24 protein-coding genes are annotated in these 22,139 nt (G+C 67.4%); 19 read left to right on the top strand and 5 right to left on the bottom strand.

What is annotated here, in order from left to right; translation table 11 throughout:
* Position 1: 1 nt before the first annotated feature.
* Complete coding sequence (locus KME78_RS33635; protein ID WP_219533454.1) at positions 2 to 973, bottom strand: AraC-like ligand-binding domain-containing protein; 972 nt, start codon at positions 971 to 973, stop codon at positions 2 to 4.
* Positions 974 to 1,054: 81 nt separating this feature from the next.
* Here KME78_RS33635 and KME78_RS66455 point away from each other — a divergent pair, with 81 nt between their 5' ends.
* From KME78_RS66455 to KME78_RS33600, 8 genes are all read left to right on the top strand, one after another.
* Complete coding sequence (locus KME78_RS66455) at positions 1,055 to 1,189, top strand: hypothetical protein (protein WP_281428931.1); 135 nt, start codon at positions 1,055 to 1,057, stop codon at positions 1,187 to 1,189.
* Between the two features lie 229 nt (positions 1,190 to 1,418).
* Positions 1,419 to 2,459 carry an ABC transporter substrate-binding protein gene (locus KME78_RS33630; protein WP_219533453.1) on the top strand — a complete coding sequence of 347 codons (1,041 nt, stop codon included), beginning with the start codon at positions 1,419 to 1,421 and terminating at the stop codon, positions 2,457 to 2,459.
* A 101-nt stretch (positions 2,460 to 2,560) separates the two neighbouring features.
* Positions 2,561 to 3,448, top strand: a complete 888-nt coding sequence (locus KME78_RS33625; RefSeq protein ID WP_219533452.1) for an ABC transporter permease — start codon at positions 2,561 to 2,563, stop codon at positions 3,446 to 3,448.
* The gene (locus KME78_RS33620; protein ID WP_219533451.1) at positions 3,448 to 4,236 is read left to right on the top strand and encodes an ABC transporter permease; all 789 of its coding nucleotides are present in this window, start codon (positions 3,448 to 3,450) and stop codon (positions 4,234 to 4,236) included. The genes KME78_RS33625 and KME78_RS33620 overlap by 1 nt, the downstream gene beginning before the upstream one ends.
* Complete coding sequence (locus KME78_RS33615; protein ID WP_219533450.1) at positions 4,233 to 5,381, top strand: ABC transporter ATP-binding protein; 1,149 nt, start codon at positions 4,233 to 4,235, stop codon at positions 5,379 to 5,381. Before KME78_RS33620 ends, KME78_RS33615 begins: the two co-directional genes overlap by 4 nt.
* 45 nt (positions 5,382 to 5,426) lie before the next feature.
* On the top strand, positions 5,427 to 6,389 hold the full coding sequence (locus KME78_RS33610) for a thiamine pyrophosphate-dependent dehydrogenase E1 component subunit alpha (RefSeq protein WP_219533449.1): 963 nt from the start codon (positions 5,427 to 5,429) through the stop codon (positions 6,387 to 6,389).
* Positions 6,382 to 7,365 (top strand): alpha-ketoacid dehydrogenase subunit beta, encoded by a 984-nt coding sequence (locus tag KME78_RS33605; protein ID WP_219533448.1) that lies wholly within the window; start codon positions 6,382 to 6,384, stop codon positions 7,363 to 7,365. The genes KME78_RS33610 and KME78_RS33605 overlap by 8 nt, the downstream gene beginning before the upstream one ends.
* The gene (locus KME78_RS33600; protein ID WP_219533447.1) at positions 7,365 to 8,159 is read left to right on the top strand and encodes an SDR family NAD(P)-dependent oxidoreductase; all 795 of its coding nucleotides are present in this window, start codon (positions 7,365 to 7,367) and stop codon (positions 8,157 to 8,159) included. The genes KME78_RS33605 and KME78_RS33600 overlap by 1 nt, the downstream gene beginning before the upstream one ends.
* Here KME78_RS33600 and KME78_RS33595 read toward each other — a convergent pair.
* Positions 8,137 to 8,958, bottom strand: coding sequence for an IclR family transcriptional regulator (locus KME78_RS33595; RefSeq protein WP_219533446.1), 822 nt, complete (start codon positions 8,956 to 8,958; stop codon positions 8,137 to 8,139). The genes KME78_RS33600 and KME78_RS33595 overlap by 23 nt on opposite strands.
* Before the next feature lie 189 nt (positions 8,959 to 9,147).
* On the opposite strand from KME78_RS33595, the gene KME78_RS33590 reads away from it, so the two are divergent.
* The 4 genes from KME78_RS33590 to KME78_RS33575 all read left to right on the top strand — a co-directional run bounded on the left by KME78_RS33590 (position 9,148) and on the right by KME78_RS33575 (position 12,835).
* Positions 9,148 to 10,254, top strand: a complete 1,107-nt coding sequence (locus tag KME78_RS33590; RefSeq protein ID WP_219533445.1) for an aminotransferase class V-fold PLP-dependent enzyme — start codon at positions 9,148 to 9,150, stop codon at positions 10,252 to 10,254.
* The gene (locus tag KME78_RS33585; protein ID WP_219533444.1) at positions 10,254 to 11,360 is read left to right on the top strand and encodes a M24 family metallopeptidase; all 1,107 of its coding nucleotides are present in this window, start codon (positions 10,254 to 10,256) and stop codon (positions 11,358 to 11,360) included. The genes KME78_RS33590 and KME78_RS33585 overlap by 1 nt, the downstream gene beginning before the upstream one ends.
* Before the next feature lie 68 nt (positions 11,361 to 11,428).
* Positions 11,429 to 11,854: a RidA family protein gene (locus KME78_RS33580; RefSeq protein ID WP_219533443.1), complete on the top strand. Its 426-nt coding sequence runs from the start codon at positions 11,429 to 11,431 to the stop codon at positions 11,852 to 11,854.
* A gap of 18 nt (positions 11,855 to 11,872) precedes the next feature.
* The gene (locus KME78_RS33575; protein WP_219533442.1) at positions 11,873 to 12,835 is read left to right on the top strand and encodes an MFS transporter; all 963 of its coding nucleotides are present in this window, start codon (positions 11,873 to 11,875) and stop codon (positions 12,833 to 12,835) included.
* A gap of 129 nt (positions 12,836 to 12,964) precedes the next feature.
* Here the strand turns inward: KME78_RS33575 and KME78_RS33570 are convergent, their stop codons facing one another.
* Positions 12,965 to 14,035 (bottom strand): LacI family DNA-binding transcriptional regulator, encoded by a 1,071-nt coding sequence (locus KME78_RS33570; protein WP_219533441.1) that lies wholly within the window; start codon positions 14,033 to 14,035, stop codon positions 12,965 to 12,967.
* Between the two features lie 147 nt (positions 14,036 to 14,182).
* Here KME78_RS33570 and KME78_RS33565 point away from each other — a divergent pair, with 147 nt between their 5' ends.
* The 5 genes from KME78_RS33565 to KME78_RS33545 all read left to right on the top strand — a co-directional run bounded on the left by KME78_RS33565 (position 14,183) and on the right by KME78_RS33545 (position 18,854).
* On the top strand, positions 14,183 to 15,544 hold the full coding sequence (locus tag KME78_RS33565; RefSeq protein ID WP_219533440.1) for an ABC transporter substrate-binding protein: 1,362 nt from the start codon (positions 14,183 to 14,185) through the stop codon (positions 15,542 to 15,544).
* An 8-nt stretch (positions 15,545 to 15,552) separates the two neighbouring features.
* The gene (locus KME78_RS33560; RefSeq protein WP_219533439.1) at positions 15,553 to 16,479 is read left to right on the top strand and encodes a carbohydrate ABC transporter permease; all 927 of its coding nucleotides are present in this window, start codon (positions 15,553 to 15,555) and stop codon (positions 16,477 to 16,479) included.
* Positions 16,476 to 17,300 (top strand): carbohydrate ABC transporter permease, encoded by an 825-nt coding sequence (locus tag KME78_RS33555; protein WP_219533438.1) that lies wholly within the window; start codon positions 16,476 to 16,478, stop codon positions 17,298 to 17,300. The genes KME78_RS33560 and KME78_RS33555 overlap by 4 nt, the downstream gene beginning before the upstream one ends.
* A gap of 73 nt (positions 17,301 to 17,373) precedes the next feature.
* On the top strand, positions 17,374 to 17,571 hold the full coding sequence (locus KME78_RS33550) for a hypothetical protein (RefSeq protein ID WP_219533437.1): 198 nt from the start codon (positions 17,374 to 17,376) through the stop codon (positions 17,569 to 17,571).
* A 116-nt stretch (positions 17,572 to 17,687) separates the two neighbouring features.
* Positions 17,688 to 18,854, top strand: coding sequence for a glycoside hydrolase family 68 protein (locus tag KME78_RS33545; protein WP_219533436.1), 1,167 nt, complete (start codon positions 17,688 to 17,690; stop codon positions 18,852 to 18,854).
* 253 nt (positions 18,855 to 19,107) lie between these two features.
* Here KME78_RS33545 and KME78_RS33540 read toward each other — a convergent pair whose 3' ends face one another.
* Together KME78_RS33540 and KME78_RS33535 are read right to left on the bottom strand one after the other, a co-directional pair.
* Positions 19,108 to 20,133, bottom strand: a complete 1,026-nt coding sequence (locus KME78_RS33540) for a CU044_5270 family protein (RefSeq protein WP_219533435.1) — start codon at positions 20,131 to 20,133, stop codon at positions 19,108 to 19,110.
* Positions 20,130 to 20,747 carry an RNA polymerase sigma factor gene (locus tag KME78_RS33535; protein WP_219533434.1) on the bottom strand — a complete coding sequence of 206 codons (618 nt, stop codon included), beginning with the start codon at positions 20,745 to 20,747 and terminating at the stop codon, positions 20,130 to 20,132. The genes KME78_RS33540 and KME78_RS33535 overlap by 4 nt, the downstream gene beginning before the upstream one ends.
* 262 nt (positions 20,748 to 21,009) lie before the next feature.
* Between KME78_RS33535 and KME78_RS33530 the strand changes: the two genes are divergently transcribed.
* Positions 21,010 to 21,156: a hypothetical protein gene (locus KME78_RS33530; protein WP_219533433.1), complete on the top strand. Its 147-nt coding sequence runs from the start codon at positions 21,010 to 21,012 to the stop codon at positions 21,154 to 21,156.
* On the top strand, positions 21,153 to 21,506 hold the full coding sequence (locus tag KME78_RS68155) for a tyrosine-type recombinase/integrase (protein WP_372454992.1): 354 nt from the start codon (positions 21,153 to 21,155) through the stop codon (positions 21,504 to 21,506). Before KME78_RS33530 ends, KME78_RS68155 begins: the two co-directional genes overlap by 4 nt.
* Positions 21,507 to 22,139: the final 633 nt, after the last annotated feature.

Below are 22,139 nucleotides of genomic sequence, written 5' to 3'. Positions count from 1 at the left end.
ATTACGGCCTGCGAACCGCTCGGCTCCGATGGAGCGTAGCGGAGGGTAGCTCCCCGAAGCGAGACAGGTAATAGCGGGAGAAACGGCTCAAGTGCGGCATGCCGATGGTGTAGGCCACCTCGGTCACGGACACCTCGAACGGTCGCTCGGTCAACAAACGATGGGCGGCCTCCAGACGAAGACTGCGCAAGTGCTCGGTGGGGGTCGTCCGCCAGTGCTTGCGGAAGGCATCTTGCAGCGTCCTGCCAGCGATTCCGCAGGCCCGAGCTATGTCGTCGACGGCGAGATCTGTGGCGAGATGCTCGCGCATATAACGGTCGGCGCGCGCCAAACTGGACGGCAGAGGCTCGACGGCCGGATGCGTGACGGAGTTGGGCACGCTGTGCAGCACAGCGGTCAGGAGATGCCGCACCGCGCTGTGGTCGATCGCCAGCGACCGAACCGTAGATCGCGATGTGGCCACCTGCGCCCAGAGGAACCGCAGCAACGGTGCGATATCGATCGCGTCCGGATCGACCTGCGGAGCGAAGATGACTGGTCCGTTCGCACTGTCGGCGGAGGCCACTCGTTCAAGGGAACGGCGGGGCAGACGGACGATGAGCTGCCGGGCGTCGCCGCTCCAGCGCTTGCGATAAGGGGTGCCAGGGTTGATGACGTACACCGATCCCGGCTGCAGTCCCACAGGGTCGGCGTCACCCGCGACCAACTCGCACATCCCGGACAGGGTGAGCTGCAACAAGTAGAAGTCATGCCATCCGGAGGTTGTCACCTCTACGTCGCGGCCGTAGGAGACGAGATGGAATGCGACGTCGTACAGCATCCCCTGGCGCAGGGCGAAATCGAGGGTCTGGCGGAGACCGAGGACGTTCAGCTCATGCCTGGCGAACCGGCTTCGAAGCAGGTCTCGCGCGACATCGGGCTCAGAGGTCCGAAGAACGGAACCGTCGGCCGACGTGCTGGATGATATCCCCATTTACGGTCCCTCAGTTAATGCGTCTCGCAATTATCGCCAACCCATGTGACCTGGGACAAGGCCTCCGCGGTATTCGGATAAATGAGGATCTGGCTGTCGAACCGGCTCGCGTCCGAGGCGTTCCTGCGCCGCGTCGCTGCCTGCGGAGGATGGGCGGGCATGGACCTGACCGAGCGGCTGTCCGCCACCCGACAGCAGATGCGGTGGGCGGATTGAAAGCTGAAGGCAGCCGTGTGAGGCAAGATCTCGGAGCCGGGGCGATGTCGGGGTAGAAGATTCATTTCGAGATAGTCGAAATTCGGCTGGCACTTTCTGGTGAGAAGAGTCCGCCGGATCCACGGTGTATCCATCTGATGTTCACCTCGTCAGCCTGCCTGTTCAGGTGAAACGGCAGGTTCCGGCGGGTCGGCCGCCTCCCATGCACATGCACCGACGGAGTACAGTCATGCCCAAAATCATCCCCTGCGCCACCACGTTCCTGGCGGCTGTCGTGCTGCTCGCCGGATGCGGCGGTGGAACCGGTCCGGTGGCCACCGACCGATCCGTTGTCTTCGTCGGGACTGGCGGCGCGTATCAGGCCGCGCAGCGTGAGGCGTTCGTCAAGCCGTTCGCCGCGTCCTCTGGCATCAAGGTCGTCGAGGATCAGCCGGTGACCTACGCCAAGCTCAAGACCATGGTCGACAGCGGCCGCGTCACTTGGGACGTCGTCGAGGCCGATCCGTTCTACGCGATCGCCAACTGCGGGGCGTACGTCGAGAAGATCGACCTGACCGTCGTCGATGTCTCGAAGATCGACAAGGAGCTCGTGTCGGACTGCGGGGTTCCCGACATGAAGTCGGCCTTTCTCTTGGTCTACAACACCGAGAAGTTCGGCCAGAACCCGCCCGCGTCCTGGCGCGACTTCTTCGACACCAAGAAGTTTCCCGGTAAGCGCGGGATGATGAACGACGCCAAGGAGGGCGGTCTGGAGATCTCGCTCGTCGCCGACGGCGTGCCGACAGACAAGCTCTACCCGATCGACTACCCGCGGGCCTTCCGCAAGCTCGACACCATCAGGAACGATCTGAAGTTCTTCACCACCGGTGCGGAGCAACAGCAGGCGATGGAGACCGGGCAGGTCGACATGGTGCTCGCATGGCCGGGCAGAGCGAGCCAGGCCGTGCACAACGGTGCGAAGATCGCGCCGGTGTGGAACCAGCCGATGTTCTTCTGGGACGTGCTCGTGGTGCCGAAGGGAACGGCGCAGAAGGCCGAGGCGATGAAGTTCATCGCGCACGCGATCACTCCCGCGGCTCAGGCCACGCTGACCGAGCACATCGCCTACGCGCCGGTTCACCCCGACGCGAAGCTGCCGGCGGACGAGGTGACGCGGCAATACCTGCCACTCGGTCAGGACAAGGGAACCGGCTTCCTGCGGGACATGTCCTGGTGGGCGCAGAACCTGGACACCGCCACGCAGAAGTGGACGGCCTGGATCTCCCGCTGAGTCGCCCTCGGGTCCGCCCCACTCAGGAGGCCGGACCCGGCGGTGCCTATGGAGGCAAAAAGAGAGGTAGGGGCGTCATGCCCATTTCGTCCACTCCCATCATGTTCCCTTCAGCACCTGAACGGCCGGTACGCCGTCTGCTGTGGCTGAGCGCCCGGCCCTGGTACGGCGTTCTTCTCGTCGTGCCCGCGATTTGTCTTCTCGCCACCGTCTTCGCCTATCCGGTGGCGGCCCTCATCTGGCTGAGCTTCGCCGATCCGTCTCTCGGGCTCGAGAACTACCATCGGCTGCTCGCCGACGGGGTCAGCCTGCTGGTCCTGCTGCGGACCCTGCGCATGGCCACCATCGTCACGCTGGTCACGCTGCTGTTGGCATACCCGTACGCCTACCTCATGACATTGGTCGGTCGACGCGCCCGTTCGGTGATGGTCGCCCTGGTGCTGCTGCCGTTCTGGACGAGTCTCATGGCACGGACGTTCGCCTGGATCGTCCTGCTTCAGGACAACGGACCCATCAACGACCTGCTGGCGATGGTCGGGCTCGGGCCGCTGGAACTCGCCGGGACAGAGGCCGGCGTGACGATCGGGATGACGCAAGTGCTGCTGCCCTTCATGACGCTGCCCTTGTACGGCACGCTGCGGACCATCGATCGACGCCTCCTCGACGCGGCCGTCGGCTTGGGCGCGCGGCCGACAACCGCGTTCCGCCGCGTTTACCTGCCGCTGTCCATGCCGGGGGTCGTGGCGGGCGCGATGATGGTGTACATCCTCGCGCTGGGCTTCTACGTCACGCCGGCGATGCTCGGCTCGCCAAGCGAGTCGATGATCTCCCAGTTGATGACGGTGCGGATCACTCAACTGCTGGACTTCGGCGCGGGCGGAGCCCTCGCCACGGTGCTGTTCCTGCTCACGCTCCTGCTCTTGGCCCTGGTCTCGCGCTTCCTCTCCCCGAGTGCCGCCCTCGGCATGTCGACGAGGGGGGAGCGTTGATGGGTGTCAATCGGCCGGCGAATCCGGCACTGCGGCTGTTCAGCGTGCTGGTCGGATCGTTCCTCATCGCGCCGGTCCTCGTTGTGGTGCCTCTGAGCTTCACTGACAAGGACAGTTTCGAGTTTCCGCCGCGCGGCTGGTCGCTGCACTACTACGAGCGGTTCTTCACCGACCCGGCGTGGAGAGAACCACTGCTGGCCTCGCTGAAAGTCGCCGTCATGGTCACGCTGATGGCGACGATCATCGGAACGCTGGCGTCATTCGCGATCACGCGAAGCCGCCGCCGTGGCGTAGCCGTCCTTCAAGGGCTCCTTCTGGCGCCCATGATCGTGCCGAACGTCATCGTCGCTCTGGCGATCTATACGGCGTTCCTTCGATGGGGCCTCGTGGGCACGGTGGAAGGCCTCGTACTCGCCCATGTCGTGCTGGCCCTGCCGTTCGTCGTGATCAGCGTGAGCGCTGGTCTGCGTACCCTCGATCCTCGACTGGAGCGTGCGGCGGCGAGCCTGGGAGCCTCGCCGCCGGCGACCTTCCGGCGCGTCACGTTGCCGTTGATCGCGCCGGGCGTCATGTCCGGAGCGGTGTTCGCGTTCGTCACCTCTTTCGACGAAGCGGTCGTCTCGCTGTACCTGCAGTCCCCGCACCTGCGCACGCTGCCGGTGCAGATGTTCACCAGCGTTACCTCTGACGTCGACCCCACCATCGCCGCGGGATCGACGGTGATCCTCGTCGTCACCACCGCGCTCATCCTCCTTCCTGACTTCCTGAAACGGAGGACTCCCCAATGACCGACAGGCGAGGGGCCGCTATTCGGCTCTCCAGCGTCACCAAACGGTACGCGGAGCACCAGCCACCAGTAGTGAACGACGTCTGCCTGGAGATCGCCGCCGGTGAGTTCATCACGCTGCTCGGCCCCAGTGGTTCGGGCAAGTCGACCACGCTCAACATGATCGCCGGGTTCGAACAGCTCACCGCCGGAGACATCCTCATCGACGGCGTGAGCGTGGCGTCCCTGCCGCCGTACAAACGCGGCCTCGGCATGGTCTTTCAGCACTATGCGCTGTTCCCGCACATGACGATCGCACAGAACGTCGCCTTTCCCCTCCAGCAGCGCAAGATGCGCAAGCGCGACATCCAGCGGCGCGTGGACGACGTGCTCGATCTTGTCGGTCTGGCACACCTGCGCGACAGGTTGCCCGGTCAGATCTCGGGTGGCCAGGCACAGCGGGTGGCCCTGGCCCGCGCCGTCGTCTTCGAACCCCACGTGCTGCTCATGGATGAGCCGCTTGGCGCGCTGGACAAGAAGCTGCGGGAGCAGCTCCAGGGCGAGATCGCCCGTATGCACCGCGAGCTGGGGATCACTTTCGTCTTCGTCACCCATGACCAGGAGGAGGCGCTTGCCCTGTCCGACCGCATCGCGGTCTTCGAGGGCGGCCGGATCGAGCAGGTCGGCACCGCGCAGGAACTGTACGCACACCCTGCTTCTCTGTTCGCCGCGGAGTTCCTGGGGGAGTCCAACGTGTTCCACGGGCTGATCACCGAACGGCGCGGGCGCGTGTCCCTCGTCGGTGAGGGGTTCGAGGTGCTGACGGATGACGGCAGCCCGGGGCTCGTAGGCACGGCCGGGGTCGTCGTGGTGCGTCCCGAACGGATCCGTCTGACCGTCGGAGACGTCGCCGTCGAGCACGACGTCAACGCGATGACCGCCACCGTCACCCACATCGTTTACCAGGGTTCGTACCGCAAAGTGGCATTCCGGACCGATGCCGGTACGACGGGAAGCGCACGCGAACCAGCCGGGGCGGAGTCCTCCGCCATGCCTGGTGATCGGGTGACGCTGTCCTGGCGAGTCGGCGACGGGGTGATCGTGCCCGCGCGGAGCGTGCCGGTGGTCGGCTTGCCCGGCGATGCGCTCGTCGAGTCCACCTCATGAGCGCTCTGAGCGCGCCGTTGGATCAACCCAAGAAAGGTGGACGACTTGTCCTCTCTCCTTAACGAAGCAGCACTGGCCGATCTGACGAACCTGTGGCGGATCAGATGCTTCGAAGAAGAAGTCACCCGGATGCGGATCGAGGAGCAGATCGTCGGTTCCGTCCATCTGTGCATCGGTCAGGAAGCCATACCGGTCGGCGCCTGTGCGGCGCTCGACCTGACCCGCGACGCCGTGTTCGCCACCTACCGTGGCCACGGCTGGGCGCTGGCCTGCGGTACCGATCCGGTAGCGCTGTTCGCCGAACTTCTGGGCCGCGAGACCGGCACCAACGGCGGCCGGGCCGGCTCGGCGTACCTGTCGGATCCGGATCACGGGTTCTACGGCGAGAACTCGATCGTGGGAGCGGGAGCCCCCATCGCGATGGGCGCCGCGCTGGCTGCCAGGTACGACGACTCCGGCCGCGTCGCGCTCACCGTCTTCGGTGATGGAGCGATGAACCAGGGCGCGGTTCACGAGGCCATGAACATGGCCAGCGCCTTCGACCTGCCCGTCGTCTTCCTGGTCGAGAACAACCGCTATTCCGAGCTCACGCCGATCGCCGCGATGGTCCGCCGCGACGACCTCGTCTCGCGGGCCGCCGCGTACGGCATGCGGGCATCGCGCGTCGACGGCAACGACGTCAACGCCGTCCGAGAGGCGACCTCCGAGGCGGTCGCCGCCTGCAGGGCCGGCCAAGGGCCGGTACTCATCGAGGCTCTCACCCAGCGCCTGGTCGGCCACTACATCGGAGACGCGCAGGTTTACCGGCCACACGATGAGGTCGAGCAAGCCCGGACCAAGGAGCCGATCATCGTCCTGTCTGCGGCCCTGCGCGCCGACGGCGTCTCTGAACACGAACTCGCCGGAATCGAGACCCGAGTCCGCGCCGAAGTCGCCGCGGCCGCGACCGCGGCCCTGGCGGCGCTGCCGGCCGACCCCACTGCTGTGAAGGAGCACCTCTATGGGTGAGATCACCTATGCCCAGGCCATCAACGCCGCGCTGCGTCGCGCTCTGGCCGAAGACCCCAAGACCCTGCTGTTCGGCGAGGACGTCGCCCTCCCGGGAGGCGTCCACGGAGTGACCCGTCGCCTGCGCCGGGAGTTCGGCGACCGGGTTTTCGACACGCCGATCTCCGAGTCCGCCATCCTTGGCGGAGCTGTGGGCGCCGCCATGATGGGGCTGCGTCCCATCGTCGAGATCATGTGGGCGGACTTCGCTTTCGTGGCGTTCGACCAGTTGATCAACCAGGCGGCCAATGTCCGTTACGTCTCCCGCGGCCGTCTGAAGGCGCCGATGACCATCCGCACCCAGCAAGGCGCGACCCCCGGCTCCTGCGCCCAGCACTCCCAGTGCGTGGAGGCGTTGTTCGCGCACATCCCGGGCCTGCGGGTATGCCTGCCCGCCACCCCGCAGGACGCCTACGACCTGCTCCTGGCCGCGATCGAGTGCGACGATCCCGTCGTCGTCATCGAGAGCCGGGCGCTCTATCACTCGCTGAAGGACACGGTGAACCTCGACGTACCCCGGTCGCCGATCGGCGGCGCGCGCATCGTCCGCCCGGGCTCCGAAATCTCCGTGGTGACCTGGGGACCTATGCTGCACACCGTTCTGGAGGCCGCCCATGCTCTGGAGGAAGACGGCATCGACGTCGAGGTGATCGACGCCCGCTGGCTCAATCCCTTCGACACCGACACCGTCACGGAGAGCCTCTCCCGTACGGGAAGGCTGGCCGTGGTCCACGAGGCGAATCTCACCGGCGGATTCGGCGCGGAGATCGTCGCCCGCATTGTCGAGCGTGGCGTCCCGCTGTCGGCGCCGCCGCTGCGTGTCGCGACCGATGACCTGCGGATCCCCGCCGCGCCGGGGCTGCAGAGGGCCGCGATCCCCGGCGCCGACCTGGTGGCCGACCGGCTGCTGTCGCTGTTGAAGCCCGGGAACGACTGATGGACGACCGCGCACGGGTGGCCGTCGTCACCGGCGGCGCCAACGGCATCGGTCTGGCCTGCGCACAACGGCTCTCCGGCGACGGCTTCCACGTCGTCGTGGCCGACTTCGATGCCGAGGCCGGGCCCCAGGTGACCGCGAAAGTACCGGGTGCCGAGTTCGTACCCTGTGACGTGCGCTCGCCCACGGATGTCCGGCGGGTCGTCGACAGAGCCCTGGAGATCGGCCAGGGGCGGCTCCACGCTCTGGTGAACAACGCGGGTCAGACCGCCCGCGTGCGGTTCGCCGACTGCGACGAGGCGACGTGGCAGCGACTCCACGATGTCAATCTCCGCAGCGTCTTCTCCTTCACGCAGGCCTGTCTGGAGGGGCTCACCGCTGGACACGGTGCTGTGGTGAGCGTGGCCTCCGTGGCCGGCCTCGTCGGCGCGGAGGATCTGTCCGTCTACAGTGCCACCAAAGCCGCGATCATCGCTCTGACCCGGTCACTCGCCCTGGAACTCGGCCACGTCATCCGCTTCAACGCCGTCTGTCCGGGGCAGATCGCCACGAGGATGATGGCAAGGGTGCAGGCCGACGCCGGCTTGCGCGCGGTCGTGACAGCGCAGATCCCCGCGGCCCGGCTCGGCCGGCCCGAAGAGGTCGCCAACGTGATCGCCTGGCTGCTCGGCGACGAGGCGAGCTACGTGAACGGCGTGGCGATCCCGATAGACGGCGGAGAGAGCGCCGGGTTCCGCCAGCCGAAGCCGTCCGGCACAACGGGCGAGCGAGTCAGTCCCGGCAAGGCACCGTGAGGCGATGAGTGCGCAGGAGGTTCGTCGCGATCGCGGCGGCCTCCTGCACCGCGGCGACCAGCTCACGCTGAGAGGTCCTGAACCTCGTCACGGGCACCGAGACCGTGTACGAGCCGGCGGGAGCGCCGTCATGATCGAAGTAAGCGGCCGACGCGCAGCAGATGCCGTCGCTGAACTCCTCCAGGTCGAGGGCGTAGCCCTGCCTGCGGACATTGCCCAGCTCAACCATCAAGCTGTCGGCGTCGCAGTGGGTGTGGGCGGTCAGCCGCCGGAGGTCGACCCCGCGGAACATGATGTCGATCTGCTCATGCGGCAGCTGGGCGAGCACCGCCTTGCAGGAGGCCCGAGCGTGCATGTTGCCGGTGTAGCCCACGTCGAGCCCGCGCACACTGAGCGCCTGCTCGCCGGCGATGAACTGCAGGAGCGTGATGACGCCACGGTGCCACCCACTGACATAGGAGGTCTCCCGCGTCCGGCTGTGCAGCCGGGACAGGACCGCGAACAACTCGGGCAGCGGCTCGAACCGCGCACGCAACTGCCGTCCCAGCGAGGCGCCCTGCGCACCGATGTCAACTCGTCCACCAGGCAGCCGCACGATGTAACCCGCCGCCTTGAGCGTCCGCAAGATGTGGTAGCAGCGGCCCAGACTGAGGTCGAGCTGGCGACTGAGGCTCTTGGCCGTGGCCCCGCCGCCCATGTCTGCGACGGCGGACAACACATCGAGCCCACGTACCAAGGTCTGCAGGACGCCATCCTCGTCGTCCTCGGTGGCCGTACTCGATACGGCTGGGTCGATCATGATGCGCTCCCAGAGAAGGCCTGTCTCATGGTCACACGCTAAGCCGCAGGCCAGGCACACCTTAGGACTGTCGATCCGTTTTTTCGACTATAGCGAAAAGACTCACCGCCAACTGGGGCCGGTGCCCGCAGAAGGGTCATGCTGCGAAGCACCGAACAGGTGTCGCAGCCATCATCCGGAAAGGATCACATGCTCAGCTCGGAGCAGTTTCGCGCGCACTTTCCCGCGTTGCAGCGCCACGTCTGGCTGGACACGCCGGCCAGCCCGCCGGCCGCGCTCGGTGTCGTGCGAGCGCTGCAGTCCGCCTTGGACGCGTGGCTGTACGGGGAGCTCGACTGGACGGAGTGGGACCGCGCACCCGCCGCGAGCAGGAGTTCCGTCGCCCGGCTGCTGGGCATCGCCGAGGAGCGGATCGCCCTCATGGGCTCGGTCGCCGAAGCAGCCGCGACCGTGGCCAAGTCACTTCCGCCCGGCCGGATCATCGTGCCCGCCCAAGAGTTCCGCAGCAACCTCTTTCCCTGGCAGCAACTGGAGCGGACCGGCCACGAGATAGTCCTGATACCGGCCCGGGACGGCCACACCCGCACCGAGGACATCGTGGCCGCTCTCGACACCCGCACCGTTCTCCTCGCCATCAGCGACGTGCTGTCGATCGACGGCCACCGAGCCGACCTCATGGCGCTACGCCAGGCCACGAACGAGGTGGGCGCCCGCCTGTTCGTCGATGCGACCCAGTCACTTGGCGTCCTCCACCTCGACATGGGCAAGGTACGCCCCGACTACCTCGCCGTGCACGGCTACAAATGGATGTTGTGTCCCCGCGGCACCGCCTGGCTGGCGACCACGCCGAAGCTGGCCGAGGAACTCGTCCCCTTGCTGCCGAGCTGGAAGTCGACCGACCCACCGCATGGATACTTCGGCGGACCGTTCGTCCCCGCCCGCGGCGCCGCCCGCTGTGACACCTCGCCGGCCTGGCTGTCCTGGATCGGCGCCCTGCCCGCGCTCGACCTCCTGCTCGACCTCGACGCCGAGCAGGTCGAACGGCACTGTGTACAGCTCGCCGCCGACTTCCGCGCCCGCGCGATCGACGCCGGCGCCGCCGCCGTCGGCGGCGGCCAGAGCCACATCGCCGTGGTGCGCGTGACCGATCCAGCCGCGGTCCACGCCCAACTGGCACGAGACGGTGTACGGGCGACCTTGCTCGGCGACCGGCTCCGAGTCGGCTTCCACTACTTCAACAACAACTCCGACGTTGAGAGGGCCGCGAGCGCCCTGCGAGGTGAATCCACGCTGTGATGAGGTTCCCTGCTCCCACCGAGTCCCTCAAGGACACCATCGCCATGGCGGCCGCCACCCGGCGCGCCCACCTGCGCGACCACCTCGCCCGACTGGGCTTGCGCGGAGCCCTGGTGTACTCCCGCCGACGGTCGGCCGTCACCTGGCTGACCGGATACGCGCCAGGATTCATCTCCAACAGCGCGGCACTGTGGCTGCCCACCGCGGGTGAGCCCGTGCTGGGGGTGGAATTCCCCTTCGAGGTGGAGCGCGCCCAACACTGCGGGCTGCACACGATCCCCATGTCCTCGCCGCTCGACCTGATCCCGGCCGACGCCGAAAGGATCGGCCTGCTGGCCGGTGACCTCGTCATCGACGAGAGAACCCCCGCTCTGCTGGAGGGGCTGAGAAGCCGGAACATCGACCCTGTCGACCTGGTCGCGTGGGCCACGGAAGCACGCGAGCACAAGACCGACCCCGAACGCGAGCTCCTCACACACGCCGCACACATCGGCGACCTGGCCCTACGCGCCGCAGGGGACGTGGCGGTTCCCGGCATGAGCGACTACGAGATCGCCGCACAGGTCGAGGCGGCGGCCCGCGCCGCAGGGGCGCTGCGCTGCCTGTGCCTGGTCGGCATCGGAGACGGCGCGGTGATCACCGAGGCGACCGGCGCCGTGGTGGCTCCAGGCCAGTCAGTCGGCCTGGAGGTCAGCCTGTACGCCGGGGGCGCGTTCATGCACGTCAACACCACGCTTCCCGCGGTCCCGTCACGCCCTGTGGATCATCGGGCCATAGCCGCGTGCCGGGCAGCACGGACGGCGCTGATCGACGCGCTGCGCCCCGGCAACACCGTGGACGCGGTCGTCACGGCCGGCGACACCGTCTTGGCCGAACACGGGCTACTCGCCTTCAAGGAATACGACTTCGGCCACGGCCTGGGCTGCGACACCCCCGAGCATCCACGCCTGCTCCACGGCACAGGTCGGACCGTCACCGCAGGCGCCGTCGTCGCCGTCCACGTCGCGGTGCGTCGTCCTGGCGGGGAGACCGCGATGATCGGCGGCCCCGTCTTCATCACCGAGGACGGAGCACGCGAACTCTGTCCGGGCGCGGTCTGGGCATAAAGCCGTGCAAATACCGCACGTTATCAGATGAGGTGATCATGTTGTCAAGGCGCTGGACTCCGGCGGCCATGCCCGCACCTGTCGGCCGATACAGCCATCTGGCCGAGGTGCCCGAGGGCTGCACGCTGGTTTTCGTCTCAGGGCAGGTGGGGAATCTCCGGGACGGCTCGCTCGCGGGCCCGGATGCTCTGTCCCAGAGCCGCCAGGTGTTCGCCAACCTGCAGGCCGCATTCGAGGAACTGGGGGCGACACCGCGCGATCTGGTCAAGCTGCTGACCTTCGTGGCCGGCACCGATCACCTGCCCGGCTTCTACGCCGCACGGGAGGAGGTCTTCGCGGATTGGTATCCCGATGGCGACGTCCCGGCGCACTCTCTCGCCGTCGTCTCCGCGCTTGCCTCCCCGGAGCTCACCGTGGAAGTCGAGGCCGTCGTCGCGTTGCGGAAAACTAGCGCGCGATCCACCGCCGAGAAAGGCGACGAATCTGGCGTTTGAGCGTTCATCGTCCCGTCGATGGACCACACCGTGACGTTCTCGCCCGGTCGCCGGACGATCCTGATCGTGACGCTCGTGCTGATGGGTGCCGCCACTTTCGCCATCGGGCTGCTGCCCACCTACGATCAGATCGGGGTCGCCGCGCCCGCGCTGCTGATCGCCGCCCGCATCCTGCAGGGCGTCTCGGCCGGTGGCGAGTACGGCGGCGCGATCCTGATGACCGTGGAGCACTCCGACCGGGCCCGGCGCGGGTTCTTCGGCTCGCTCGTCAACACCGGAACGACCGCCGGCCTCCTGCTGGCCAACCTGACGTTCCTCCTGGTGCTGGACGAGGACGTCCTGCGGAGCTGGGGCTGGCGCATCCCCTTCCTGCTCAGCGCCGTCCTGCTGGTCGCGCTCGGGATCGTCGGGGCGGGCACGACCTTCACCATGGCCACGGTCTTCTCGCTCACGTACGGCAAGTCCGGCCTCGGCCTGTCCGGCGACCGGATGCTCACGATCCTCCTGCCGGCCATCGTGGTCGTGCTGATCTGCGTGCCGCTGTTCGGGCGCCTGTCCGACCGGATCGGAGTGCGGCCGGTCTTCATGGGCGGCGCGGCCGCGCTGATCGTGCTGCCCTTCGTGTGGTTCGCGCTGCTGGACACCCGGCAGTACGGCTGGATGCTGCTCGGCTTCGCGCTGCTGTTCGTCGGCTACGCGGCCAACTACGCCGTGGTCCCGGCGTACTTCTCGGCCGTCTTCCCGTCCGCGGTCCGCTTCAGCGGCCTGTCAATCGCCTTCACCTGCGGGCTCATCATCAGCAACGCCATCGCTCCGGCCGTCTCGCAGTCGTTGTTGGCGGCGACCGGCGGCTGGACCTCCATCGCCGCCTACATGGCGGGCGCGTCCCTGGTGACGCTCGTGGTGGGGGTGTTCCTGCGGGTGCCGGAGGAGTCCACCGCCGAGCCGGATCACGCCGTCTCCGTGGCGCGGCCCGAGTGACATAGAAAAACGGCGGGGCATCGGTTTCCCGATGTCCCGCACTTCTCCCGCGCCCTCGGCAAGCATCGAAGTCGAGTGTGAAGCGCCCTTCACAGGGAGGGCGGACGTGATCAACGCGAGGCGCGGCGTTCAGTCGAGGGGTTCCGCGGGGGATCGTGCGACGGACTCTCGGTTGTGGACGGGCATCGGGACCCGGTGCACCTGGCCCGCCTGCTCGGTGTCCGCGCGGTCGCGCTCGATCTCGGTGAACAGCACGTCCACGGCCTTGCGGCCCAGCTCGTAGTGGGGCAGTGCCACGGTGGTCAGCTGGGGCCGCACCCACGAGGCGATGGGGTGATCGTCGAAGGAGACGACGGAGACGTCCGCGGGCACCTTGAGCCCGAAGTCGTCGAGCGCCTGGTAGGCGCCCATCGCGATCCGGTCGTTGAAGCAGATCAGCGCACGCGGCTGGACGGCCGTCAGGAGGTCGCGCGTCGCGGTGAGGCCGTACTCCGGCTGCCAATCGGGACAGGTGCGAGCGCCCGCCACCTTGACGCCTGCTTCGCCGAGTGCCTCACGGATGCCGACGAGCCGTTCCACCGCCGCGAGGCTTTCGGAGGGCACATTGCGCAGGCCGGGCCCGGCGCCGATCAGGTAGATGCCATCACGGTGGCCGGCGTCGAGCAGAACGCGGGCCGCACGGCGGCCGGCCTCGACCTCGTCGGGCAGGACGGCGGGCAAAGGGGTGGGCTGCTTGGGCAGCGCATTGAGCAACACGGCGGGCATGGCCGTGACGGCCTTGGGCACCTTGATGGTGCGGGTGAACATCGAGGCCAGGATGAGCCCGTCGACCTGGCGGTCGTGCATGGCCTGCAGGAGGAGGCGTTCAAGCTCGGCGTCGCCTTCGGTCTCACCGATGAACAGCATGAAACCGCGCTCACGGGCGGCCTCGAGCGCTCCTTTGATCATGTCACCGGCCAGCCGCGAGGTGGCGACGGTGTCCGAGACGAAGCCGATCGTCCGGGAACTGCCCGTACGCAGCCCCACGGAGACGATGTTGGGCCGATACTGCAACTCCTCGGCCGCCTGTAGCACACGCTGCTCGACCTCCTGAGAGATGCGCAGTTCGCGGCTGCGACCTGACAGCACGAGCGAGGCGGTCGGGCGGGAGACACCGGCGGCCTTGGCCACATCGGCCATCGTGACCCGTCGTGGGCTCACCCAAGATCTCCGATCGTCAAGAGTGTGTTACGGGGGGTTGACATCGTGCGACGCGCATGGTGAGACTATCGGGCGCTAACCCGATTTAGCAACGGAGTCGGGACATCAGCCAGGTGCCGATTGTCCCAAGCAGCAGAGGAGATGCACATGGCTCGTCGCGTCAGCACCGGCAGGTTCGGGGCCGCGCTTGTGATCGCCATGGGGACGCTGGCCGCCGCTTGCGCGGCTCCCGGCAGCAACAGTCCGCAGCCGCAGGCCACCAGCACGTCGTCGATGTCCGCGGCGCCCACCTGCGGCTCGGCGCCCATCAAGCTCAACGGCTACTTCGAGACCGGCTTCCCGCTGCCCAAGGCGCTGACCTCCGAGTTCACCAAGCAGCACCCGAACATCACCTGGGATATCCGCGAGGACCAGTTCGCGGTCATCACGCAGAACGCCCCGCGGGTGCTGGCGGACAACCCGCCCGACCTGATGCGCCTGCCCCAGGTGTCCGAGCTGGTCAAGGACAACCTGCTGAAGAACCTGGACGGTTACGCGACGGCGTTCGGCTGGGACAAGTGGCCGGCCTCGCAGCTTGAGCAGCTGCGCCTGGGTCCGGGCGGGCGGCCGCGCGGTGAGGGCTCCCTGTACGCCCTGGGGCTCAACTTCAGCATGACCGGCGTCTTCTACAACAAGAAGCTCGCCACCCAGATCGGGATGTCCACGCCGCCCAGCACGCTGGCGGAGCTCGACGCGACCCTGGCCAAGGCCAAGGGCGCGGGCATCACGCCCATCCTGCAGTTCAACGGCGGCGCCACCGGCGGCCTGGCGTTCCCACTGCAAAACCTCATGGCCTCCTACGGCCCTGCCGGGCCCGTCAACGACTGGATCTTCCAAAAACCCGGCGCCACCATCGATACCCCGTCGAACCTGCAGGCCGCCCAGCACCTGGAGAAATGGGTCAAGGCAGGATACTTCCCTAAGGACGCCAACGCGCTCGACTACGCGACCATGATGAGCCGCTTCATCGACGGCCAGGGTCTGTTCATGTTCAACGGCGATTGGGAGTCGGGCAACCTCGACAAGCAGATGCCGGGCAACGTGGGCTTCCTGCTGATGCCGCCGGCGCAGCAGGGCGGCAAGCTCGCCGCCATGTCGGCGCCCCTCACTTTCGGGATCGCCGCGAACGCCAAGAACGCCGACTGCGCCGCCTTCTTCCTCAACTGGGTCGCCACCGACAAGCGGGCCCGCGAGATCGGCGTCGAGGTCGGCGGATCGCGTCCGATGGGACCGGCTGATGCGTACATGCCGGCCGTGGCAGCGGACAAGGTCACCGCGAGCACCCTGGCGGCCGGGGCGCACATCGCCAAGGACAACGGCGCGATGGACTTCATCGCCAACGCCACCGGCGCCATCTACGCCAAGAGCTGGACGCCGCAGCTGCAGAAGCTGGTGGCCGGGCAGCAGAGTCCGCAGGAGCTGCTGAAGACGGTCCAGGCCGACTACGCCGACCAGCTCGAAGGGAACTGAGGCAGTTGATGACCCGCTCCGCCGGCTCCCGATCCGCGCACCGGCGGCCGGTCGCGACCAGGCTGCGCGACGCGCGCGGCCTGGTCGGCTGGCTGTTCGTCGCCCCGGCGCTCGTCTTCTACGCGGTGTTCGTCCTGCGCCCGATCACCCTGACATTCCAGTACTCGCTGTACGAGTGGAACGGCATCGGCGCCTCCACCTGGGTGGGGCTGGCCAACTACGGCAAGGTCTTCACCGACCCGGACCTGTCCGACTCGCTGGTCAACGCCTTCCAGCTGATCGTGTTCTTCAGCGTGATTCCGGTCGTACTGGGCTTGGCCATCGCCGCGACGATCCGGCGGATCGCCGTCAGCAGGCTTGCCCTCGTAGCCCGGACCGTGCTCTTCCTGCCGCAGGTCATCCCGCTGGTGGCGGCCGGCATCGCGTGGAGCTGGCTACTGGCCTCCACCGGAGTGATCAACCAGCTGCTCTCGCTCATCGGCCTCGGCGGGGTGACCCGGGCCTGGCTGGGCGACTTCGCCACCGCTCTGCCGGCGGTCGGCATGATCGGCGCATGGGTGCTGCTCGGCCTGTGCACGCTCCTGCTGCTGGCCGGCATGAGCAAGATAGACCCGGCGCTCTATGAGGCCGCCCGGCTGGACGGCGCCGGAGCGTGGCGGGAGTTCATCTCCATCACGGTGCCCAGCCTGCGCCAAGAGATCGCGGTCTGCGTCACCGTGACCGTGATCGCGGCCCTGGCCAGCTTCGACATCATCTACATCTCCACCCAGGGTGGCCCCGGCAACACGACCATGGTTCCCGGCTTGCAGATCTTCTACCTGGCCTTCTCCGAACGCGAGGTGGGCCTGGCCTCGGCCCTGGCCGTGGTGCTCATGGTCCTCGTGATCGCCTGCGCCCTTCCCATCCAGTGGTTCGCAAAGGACGGCAACCGATGATCATCGCAGGGCGGGAGGCCTGGACCGGGCGACTGCTGCTCATTCTCATGATGGCGGTCACGCTCCTGCCGTTCCTCAGCCTGTTCGTCACCGCCCTGCACCCCTCGGGCACCTACCCGGCCGGACTGGCCTGGCCCGACGACCCGCAGTGGGGCAACTTCCCGCGGGCCTTCAAGGCCGCGAACATGGGCGAACTGCTGAAGTCCAGCGTCCTCATCGTGCTGGGTGTGGTACCGATCTCGATCCTGCTGGGCACCATGGCCGGCTTCGCCATCGGTCACCTGCGCGTGATCGGCGGCCGCGTCATCTTCCTGCTGTTCGTGCTTGGCCTGACCCTCCCCTTCGAGGGCATCATCACGCCGCTGTACTACCAGGTCCGCGACATGGGGCTGCTGAACACGCGCTGGGCCATCATTCTGCCGCTCATCGGCCTGTTCATGCCATTCAGCGTCTTCTGGATGCGCGCCCACTTCGTCAACATGCCCGGCGAGCTGTCGGAAAGCGCACGGATGGACGGCGCCAACGTGTGGCAGCTGTTCCGGCGCATCCACGTCCCCCTGGCCATGCCGGCGATCTCGTCCCTGGGCATCCTGCTGTTCCTGTGGACCTGGAACCAGTTCCTGCTGGCCATCGTCCTGGTCGACGACCCCACCAAGCGCACCATGTCCGGCGCCCTGGGAGCCTTCCAAGGCCAGTGGGGCACCGACATCCCGCTGCTGTGCGCCGGATCGCTGCTGATCCTGACACCCACGCTCGTGATCTTCCTCATCTTCCAGCGCCACTTCGTCAAGGCCCTGCTCCAGGGCTCCCTGAAAGGCTGACGGCGATGAGCGCGACGCCGCCGCTCTACGGCGGGATCGAGGCGGGCGGGGCGTCGCCAAGTGCGCCGGGCTCATGGCCCGGATCCGGGCGCGCGCCGCTGGCTATGCGCCGACATCGGCGCTGACCGATTTCGCCCTCATGGACGAGTACGTGGTCAGCCCATCACTCGGCGACCACTCCGGAATCGCCGGGACCATCGAGCTCGGCATGCACTGCCTCGCCCTTGTCCGACCAAGAGGCCTGGCCGACTCCATCACATCTCACGACTGAAAGACGAGGTCATCCATGGTCCCACGAGGACGTCCAGGGGCCGCGCGGGGAGCGGCGAGCGGATCCGGCATGCTTCCGCAACGAGCCGGTGGTCACCGCCGCCGGCAGGGTGCCGCGTGAGCGGTAGCCGACCGGCGCGCTGGACCCGCCGGCACCTCGACCTGCTCGCCGAGACCGGCGTGACCACAGCCCCCGTCATCGACCCCGCAGCCGAGCCGCGCACCCTGCCGGACCACGACCTTTGGGACCTGTGGCCGGTCCAGGAGGAGGACGGCTCGACGAGCGTGGCCGGCGGCTACGAGCTATGGATGGCCCTGTCGGCGCCCGCCGTCGGGCACCCCGAGGAGCGCCATGATCAGGCCCGGATCCGCCTGCTCGGTAAGAACGGTGAGGAGTGGAAGGACCTGGGCAACGCCTTCGCCGACGGCGCCTCGCCCGGCAGCCGCGAATGGTCAGGATCGGCGGTCCGCCGGTCCGACGGCACCGTGTCGGTGTTCTACACGGCTGCCGGACGGCGTGGCGAAGCACACCCGACGTATCGGCAGAGCGTCATCGAGACCCACCCCATCCTGATCGCCGACGACAGCGGCCGGATCCTGCTGCAACAAGACGCCGAACATCGAGAGGTCCTGCGCTCCGACGGCAGGATGTACCTGCCGGCCGACGAGGTCGACGGAGCACCAGGCCGTATCAGGGCCTTCCGCGATCCCGGCTGGTTCCGGGATCCGGCTGACGGGCGCGACTATCTGCTCGTCGCCGCATCCACTGCCTGGATGGATGGCTTCACCGGCGCGATCGCTCTCGCCGAGCCACGGGGCGACGCCTGGTCACTGCTCCCGCCGCTGCTTGTCGCCGAAGGCATCAACCACGAGCTCGAACGACCGCACGTCATCGTCCACGACTCCCGGTACTACCTCTTCTTCTGCACCCAGCGCCACACCTTCCAGCCAGCCGGCCGTGCGCCCACCGGGCTGTACGGCTTCGCCGCACCCACCCTGACCGGACCGTACGAACCGCTCAACGGATCCGGGCTCGTGCTCCAAAACCCCGCCCTCGAACCCGACCAGGCCTACGCCTGGCTGGTCCTGCCAGACCTCCACGTGGTCAGCTTCGCCAACTACCGCTCCCACCAGGGCATTGACCTCCGATACGTGGAAGCCGCGCAGGCACGGGCCGGCTTCGGCGGCACCATCTCCCCAACGCTCAGGCTCACCTTGAACGGAATGACCACCTGTGTCGTTCCAGCCGCAACGCATTTGCACGACACCCCAACCAGTTCTTGACGTGGGCACCGGGGGCGCCCTCGCCTCAAACGGCGGGCGGTCCGGCCTCAGAGCGTGGAGGAACGGAAACGCACGCTGAACCGGTTCGCCCAGCTCACCGACAGTGCAGCCGGCCGTGGCCTCCACCCAGAATCGCCTGGCGCGCCAACTTGTGGCATTCGTTCGCCGGCGAACTGCACCTGAATCTCGGGTCCGTCTTCGCCGCCCTCGCCGCGAGGACGAGGACGACGAAGCGCGGCGAAGCACGGCGGCGTCAGGAGGCGCGGTTGAAGTACTCGGCCGGGATCGTGTCCACGACCTGCTGGCTGACGATCATCCACTGACCAATGACGGTGCCCTGCTTGTCGTCGGCGAAGGCTGAGTTCCGGGGCATCCCCTTCGCGTCCACGTTGTCGGCTCCGGGATCGGTATCCGGTTTGCCGCCCTCCGGTTGGAACGAACGGTCGTGGTCGACGACCTGGCGGGTCCCGAGGAAGCGGTAGGTCCCGGGTTCGAACAGCAGCTCATGGCGGACGTTGCGCCAGGTCTGCCCCACTGCGATGCTCTCTGTGCTCTCGTCGGACACCGTCACGCCGGGTATCGTGCTGGCTGCCTTGAAGATGGCCGCCTGCGCCGCGGGCGTCAGTCCGGACCCGGAGACGATCTCGTGGACGTAGCTGAAGGCCCGCACATCGGGCGGATTGCTCGTAGGGCTGTGCTCGTAGAGCCACGCGCGCATGGCCTGCGCATCCTCGGGCAGGTCACGCCGGTAGAAGGGTCCGTTCTGGCAGTCGCCGGGCACCTTGGCCGGATCGATCTCGGTCGCCTGTTTCGGCTCGACGGCCTCGCAGATCCAGGACCGCTCCTTATCACCGGAGTCGACGGACAGGCCGACCCGCTCACCGCTGACCGACCGCCAGGACTTCGAGCGGATCACATCGCCCAGGTTCAGGCCCCGTTCCTCGGCCTCGGTGTAGACGTACTGGTCGGGGCGCGGCTCGGCGGCCTGGTCCGCCCTCGCCGCAGCATGGTCGAGGACCTGGACGGCGCTCACCGGCACGACCTTGACCGCCGTCGGCCCACCACTACCGCCGTCGCCGGCGTCCGGCACGGCGATCAGGGCCACGGCCGCGGCACCGGCCAGGGCCGCCGTGGCGAGGCCGGCGAACGCCAGGCGGCGGCGCCCCGGAACGCGGTCGCGAGCGGTCATCTCGGTCAGGAGCGCGGCACGCCGGACCGCGTAACGGTCCGCGGGCATGTCCTGCCGGGCCGGGGGCATGGGAGGCTTCTGGTCGATCATGAGGGTTCCTCCGTGAAGAGTGTCGTGGGCAGCTCGCCCCTCCTATGTCCGTCCGCCTGGTCCGGTTCCGTGTCCTGCCTGAGCCGTTGCCGAGCCCTGGCCAGCCGCGACCGCACCGTGCCGACCGGGATGCCGAGCGCCGCGGCGGCCTCGGCGTACCCGAGCCCCTCCCAGACGCACAGCGCGAGGATCTCCTGATCCCTGCGCGACAGCTTCTTGAGCGAATCGAGCACTGCCCACATCTCGCGTTCTGCCTCGAGGCGGGCTGCGGCGGCCGCCGCGTCGTTGGGAGCCGCCGGTAGTGCGCGTACGCGCTCCAGGGCGGCCCGGTGCCGACGCAGGCTGCGGCGGTGGTTGTGGAGAACGTTGGTGGCGACTCCGTAGAGCCAGGGCAGCAGCGAGTCCATGCTCAGCCGCACCTGTCCCCGCCGTCGCCAGGTCTCCATGAACACCACGGAGGTCAGGTCCTCGGCCACCGACCAGTCCGCCGTTCGCCGGAAACAGTAGTTGTAGACGGTACGCGAATGCCGGTCGAAGAGCTCACCAAAGGCGCGCTCGTCGCCGTCCCGCGCACGGCTCCACAACTCCGTGTCCGAAGGGGATTCGAGGGTCATGGCCGTCTAGTGTCCATTCCGCCCTTTCGGTTCCCTGCACAGTCCGATCATTTTCCGGGCCGGTTCGGCCATCCCGGAGGAAGCACGTCACACTGGTCAGCCGGTACGTGGGCGGATGGCTGGATGTGGGCGTAGCCCGAGACGGCGGGCTCGGAGTGGTTGATCGAGGCCACCGGCACGATCCTTGCCGTGACCTCAAGCCACTGCTCATCGAACCGTCCCAGGAGCTGGCGGACCGACCCGCCCGCTGCGGTGATCCCGGGTGGAGCTGAGCATCGGCGGCTACTACCTGATCAACACGTTCACGATCTCGTACGTGGTGGACGAACTGCTGGTGATGGGCTACCAGAGCACCCGAATACAGCCGAGGCGCCTTGTCTTCATCCTCGCCGGCCTGATGGCCCTATGAGCCTTCCCCGCTCTACGCGCTCATGCAGGTCGGGGCTTCCCCAGCAATCTGAACCGGCCTTGCCATCGCCACGGTCTTTCAGAGATGCCACGCATAGGGACGAGGTCGTGGCCAGCCTCGGTTATGAGCACCTTCGCCGCCACGATCTCCGCCACACTGGCCTGACGTGGATGACCGACGCCGGAGTCCCGATCCACGTCCTCAGGAAGATCGCCGGCCATGGTTCGCTGAGCACGACCCAGCGCTACCTGCACCCAGATAACGCTTCCCTTGCCGCTGCCGGGAGTGCGCTGAGTGCCCACCTATCAGCGAGCTGGTCCCGAACTGGTCCCAAGCTGAAGGTGATCTAGCCGATCGGTCGCCATCGATCGATCATGATAAAAGGCCAGCCTACCTGGGCTTTTGCCCAGATCAACTGGCCTTTCCAACCGTCGGGACGACAGGATTTGAACCTGCGACCCCTTGACCCCCAGAACGTGGGAGTAGGTGTTTTAGCAGCTCAAAGGAACACCCGCGACTTAACTCAGCGTTCGCTGACCTGCGGGTTGTCCCCCTGCGGGCATAGCGTGTGGTCCCAAACTGGTTCCAAGATCTGACCTCGATTTGACCAGGCGCGCTCGTATTAACGGCCTGTTGGCACCCGATGACGCGTGGTGGCAGGCCGGGTCTCGTTGTCGCACTTGAACCTGGGAGTCCCACATAGTTTCTCCAGCTCAGTGGCCAGATCCCAAGATTGTGGATCTGGCCTTTTGATCGTTTGACCGTCACTCGAAACCTCTCCAGCGGGCGTTGTCGCGTTCAAGTAAGTTCTCGCGACGCTTGATCATGGCGGAGTCTGCCTATCGGCGATGCGTTGCTAGTGTCATGCGCCTGAAATTCGCCGGATAAGTTTCTATTCTTGTGGGCATGGCGCATTCGGGACCGCTGGCGTTGGAGATCCATCTGACCGAAGTCGAGCGAGCTCGGCTGGTCGGCATGTCGGC

The organism is Nonomuraea guangzhouensis, from assembly GCF_019396345.1.
Lineage (GTDB): Bacteria > Actinomycetota > Actinomycetes > Streptosporangiales > Streptosporangiaceae > Nonomuraea > Nonomuraea guangzhouensis.
The sequence above is the reverse complement of the archived record's forward strand: the minus strand, read 5'-3'. Positions and strand labels throughout refer to the sequence as shown.

Excerpts from the sequence above, each read along its gene's own strand:
- KME78_RS33635 (WP_219533454.1), bottom strand. The coding sequence starts at position 973 with ATGGGGATATCATCCAGCACGTCGGCCGACGGTTCCGTTCTTCGGACC.
- KME78_RS66455 (WP_281428931.1), top strand. The coding sequence starts at position 1,055 with ATGAGGATCTGGCTGTCGAACCGGCTCGCGTCCGAGGCGTTCCTGCGC.
- KME78_RS33630 (WP_219533453.1), top strand. The coding sequence starts at position 1,419 with ATGCCCAAAATCATCCCCTGCGCCACCACGTTCCTGGCGGCTGTCGTG.
- KME78_RS33625 (WP_219533452.1), top strand. The coding sequence starts at position 2,561 with ATGTTCCCTTCAGCACCTGAACGGCCGGTACGCCGTCTGCTGTGGCTG.
- KME78_RS33620 (WP_219533451.1), top strand. The coding sequence starts at position 3,448 with ATGGGTGTCAATCGGCCGGCGAATCCGGCACTGCGGCTGTTCAGCGTG.
- KME78_RS33615 (WP_219533450.1), top strand. The coding sequence starts at position 4,233 with ATGACCGACAGGCGAGGGGCCGCTATTCGGCTCTCCAGCGTCACCAAA.
- KME78_RS33605 (WP_219533448.1), top strand. The coding sequence starts at position 6,382 with ATGGGTGAGATCACCTATGCCCAGGCCATCAACGCCGCGCTGCGTCGC.
- KME78_RS33600 (WP_219533447.1), top strand. The coding sequence starts at position 7,365 with ATGGACGACCGCGCACGGGTGGCCGTCGTCACCGGCGGCGCCAACGGC.
- KME78_RS33595 (WP_219533446.1), bottom strand. The coding sequence starts at position 8,958 with ATGATCGACCCAGCCGTATCGAGTACGGCCACCGAGGACGACGAGGAT.
- KME78_RS33590 (WP_219533445.1), top strand. The coding sequence starts at position 9,148 with ATGCTCAGCTCGGAGCAGTTTCGCGCGCACTTTCCCGCGTTGCAGCGC.
- KME78_RS33585 (WP_219533444.1), top strand. The coding sequence starts at position 10,254 with ATGAGGTTCCCTGCTCCCACCGAGTCCCTCAAGGACACCATCGCCATG.
- KME78_RS33580 (WP_219533443.1), top strand. The coding sequence starts at position 11,429 with ATGCCCGCACCTGTCGGCCGATACAGCCATCTGGCCGAGGTGCCCGAG.
- KME78_RS33575 (WP_219533442.1), top strand. The coding sequence starts at position 11,873 with ATGGACCACACCGTGACGTTCTCGCCCGGTCGCCGGACGATCCTGATC.
- KME78_RS33565 (WP_219533440.1), top strand. The coding sequence starts at position 14,183 with ATGGCTCGTCGCGTCAGCACCGGCAGGTTCGGGGCCGCGCTTGTGATC.
- KME78_RS33560 (WP_219533439.1), top strand. The coding sequence starts at position 15,553 with ATGACCCGCTCCGCCGGCTCCCGATCCGCGCACCGGCGGCCGGTCGCG.
- KME78_RS33555 (WP_219533438.1), top strand. The coding sequence starts at position 16,476 with ATGATCATCGCAGGGCGGGAGGCCTGGACCGGGCGACTGCTGCTCATT.
- KME78_RS33550 (WP_219533437.1), top strand. The coding sequence starts at position 17,374 with ATGGCCCGGATCCGGGCGCGCGCCGCTGGCTATGCGCCGACATCGGCG.
- KME78_RS33540 (WP_219533435.1), bottom strand. The coding sequence starts at position 20,133 with ATGATCGACCAGAAGCCTCCCATGCCCCCGGCCCGGCAGGACATGCCC.
- KME78_RS33535 (WP_219533434.1), bottom strand. The coding sequence starts at position 20,747 with ATGACCCTCGAATCCCCTTCGGACACGGAGTTGTGGAGCCGTGCGCGG.
- KME78_RS68155 (WP_372454992.1), top strand. The coding sequence starts at position 21,153 with ATGAGCCTTCCCCGCTCTACGCGCTCATGCAGGTCGGGGCTTCCCCAG.